Origin of the sequence: Clostridium uliginosum, from assembly GCF_900112485.1 — a bacterium.
In the GTDB taxonomy this organism is placed as follows: Bacteria; Bacillota; Clostridia; order Clostridiales; family Clostridiaceae; genus Clostridium; species Clostridium uliginosum.
Map to the genome: position 1 here is coordinate 1 of NZ_FOMG01000060.1, position 3,212 is coordinate 3,212.

Annotated in this window: 2 protein-coding genes; both read left to right on the forward strand. The window is 32.1% G+C overall.

Annotated features, from left to right (window positions below):
• Positions 1 to 227: hypothetical protein (locus tag BM027_RS18340; RefSeq protein WP_175560027.1), on the forward strand; the 227-nt coding region annotated here is incomplete at its 5' end.
• A gap of 157 nt (positions 228 to 384) precedes the next feature.
• The coding region (locus BM027_RS18625; protein WP_242943366.1) for a S8 family peptidase at positions 385 to 3,212 on the forward strand (2,828 nt) is incomplete at its 3' end.

A 3,212-nucleotide genomic window follows, 5' to 3' on the forward strand; every position in this document is an offset into this window, starting at 1 on the left:
ATGCCACAAAAGTTAAAACTTATTTAATAGGAGGCGCATTAAAGCGGGAAGGTGACATATATCCTAATCCACAGTGGGGATATGGTATGGTTAATCTGAAGGGAATTTTTGATAATATTAGATTAAAAATTAATGAATTTAGAAGAAATGATGATATAGTTATTGAAAAACCAATGGATGAAAATGAGTATTATGTGGGTAATTTATTTATAAGATTACCTAAATAATACTTAGTTGAGAAGTAAGGCACAATCAAAAAAATATGGATGCGAAGGGTTTTTATTAAGGAATATTTGAATAATATATTATATATAGCTATATTTTCAGGAGGAGATTAACATAGAAATTAACAAGTTTGACTCTAAATTAAACTTATTAAATAAAATACCAGAACAGTTACTATACAAGGTAACTTCTTTATCACAAAATGAAAAAATTAATAAAGGAAATATAGAAATAGTAGTTTTGTTTGGAAATAATTTAGATAAAGTAACTAAGTCTGTGGAGCAGATAGGTGGAGCATTTGAAAATTTAGGTTTTGGTTTTGGTATTGTTACTTTAAAGTCTGAAGATATACGCAAAGCATCTCAAATAGAAGGGGTGCAATATGTGGAGCTACCTAAGGTTTTATTTACTTCTGATTTTGAAAGTAATAAGGCTTGTTGTGTTCCAAATGCTTGGGATAGGTATGGCTTAACTGGAGAAGGTGTACTAGTTGGATTTATTGATACTGGCATAGACTATACTCATCCTGCTTTCAGAGATGAGGATGGAAATACAAGAATTGATTTTATTTATGATTTAGGCGAGAATAGAAAAGTTTATAATAAGGTTCAAATAAATGAAGCTTTAAAAGCACCAGACCCATATGCTATTGTAAATGTAAAAGATCCTATAAATCATGGAACACATGTGGCTGGAATAGCTTGTGCAGGAGGTAAAATACCAAAGGAAAACTATGGTGTAGCTTTTAAAAGTTCGATTGCCATGGTGAAAATTACGAGATATGGTTTTTTGAATTTTGCGTTAAGTACTCAGATTATGAGAGGAATAAAGTTTCTTGTAGATAAGGCAAATGAAAGTAACAAACCACTTACTATAAATATTAGTTTAAGTACTAATGATGGGGCCCATAACGGTACTAGTCTTTTAGAACAATATATAGAAACTATATGCAAGCTTGAAAGAGTAGCAATAGTTATTGCAGCAGGTAATGAAGGAGAGGCAGATCATCATGTAGGTGGTGAATTAAGTGATGTGAATCTCATTCCTTTAAGTGTATCAGATTTTGAAATGACCATAACGTTACAATTATACAAACCACTTTTGGTTGATATGTCTATTCAGATAGAGAACCCATTAGGTGAAAAAAGTGGAGAAATAATTCTTCGTGATGGATATAGAGAAGTTAATATAGGAGTTGATAAATGTATTATTTACGACACAGGTCCTAAACCCTTTGATATAAATGGAGAAATATCTATAAGTATTTTGCCAGCTTTAGAATCTTTACCAAGTGGTGAATGGAAATTAACTTTAAAAGTACTTAATAAATATAGGGGAGTATATGATATATGGCTTCCTATTACAGAAGTTCTTAATCCAAAAACAAGGTTTCTTGAGCCTAGTGTATATAATACCTTAGGAATTCCAGCTACAGTAGAGAGTGTAATATCAGTGGGTAGCTATAACAATAGGACAAATACTTTTTCATCCTTTTCAGGCAGGGGAAAGTTTTATAAAACTTCATTTACCAAACCAGATATAGTAGCCCCAGGAGAGCAAATATTATCTACAGTATCAAATAATGGGTTTGATACTAAAAGTGGAACTTCAATGGCTGCACCTCATGTAGCAGGAATATGTGCATTACTTTTACAATGGGGAATAGTTAAGGGCAATGATCCATTTCTTTATGGAGATAGGCTTAAATATTATCTTTCAAAAGGTGCAAAAAGAGATAGGATAGAGATACTTTATCCAGATCCTAGCTGGGGTTATGGTACTGTATGTGCCTATGAATCTTTAAATTTACTAAAATTAGCTAATGTTAGAAGTGAAAGTAGATTAAAAAACGATATAGAGAATATTACAGATAAGGAGTTTTTTACATTACAAGACACTATCTTTGCAACTATAGAATATCAGGGGGATGTTGCTGGTGCTGTAAAAAAAATCCCCAATGCCCGTATTTTTATTGCTGATAAAAATCATGCAATATTAGCGGTACAAGGAGATTTAAATGAAGTAATTAATAAACTTTCTGATGTAATTATTTATGCAGTTCCTACTGTACTACATACATTATGTGATATTTCACCAGTAGAATCATCGGGAGTAACTGCGTTTCATAACAGTATTTATTTACCATTAGACGGACGGGGCGTTACTATAGGTATAGTTGATACTGGTATAGATTATTTAAATGAGGAGTTTATTAATGAAGATGACACCTCAAGAATTTTAGCTATTTGGGATCAAGATATTTCTAGTGGGAAACTACCTGAAGGTCAGTACGGAGGCAGTGAGTATACAAGAGAAGAAATAAATAAAGCAATTAAGGCTAAGAGAAATGGTGAGGATCCTTATAAAATAGTACCAGCAAAGGATGCAAATGGTCATGGTACTAGTATGGCATCAATTATAGGAGCTAGAGGTGCAAACCCCGCAGTTAGAGGAGTAGCACCAAAATGCAATTTTGCTGTTGTAAAGTTAAGCCCCGCAGTATTAGCAATAAGAGATGATTTTGGGGTATACGGCGATATACCTGCTTTTTCAACCTCAGTTGTATTTTCAGGTATTAAGTATTTATACGATTTATCTCGTAGGTTAAAAATACCTATGGTAATACTTGTACCTTTAGGTACAAATATTGGTCCTCATAATGGACTATCCTTTATTGAGAGATATATAGATGAGATTTCAAAGGTGAAAGGTATAAATGTAGTTGTGGCAAATGGAAATCAAGGAGATTCAGATACTCATACATCTGGAACTATAGCCGAAACAGGTGATACTAAGAGTATTGAGCTTAAGATAGATAAAAGTCAAAAAAATATAAAATTTGAAATATTGGTTTCTAAACCAGATAAATTTTCATTATCAATTATTTCTCCGTCTGGAGAAATAATTGAGAGAATACCACCTAGTCTTAATAAAGTAACAGAAATTAAATTTTTATATGAAAGTACTATGATATATGTAGAATACTC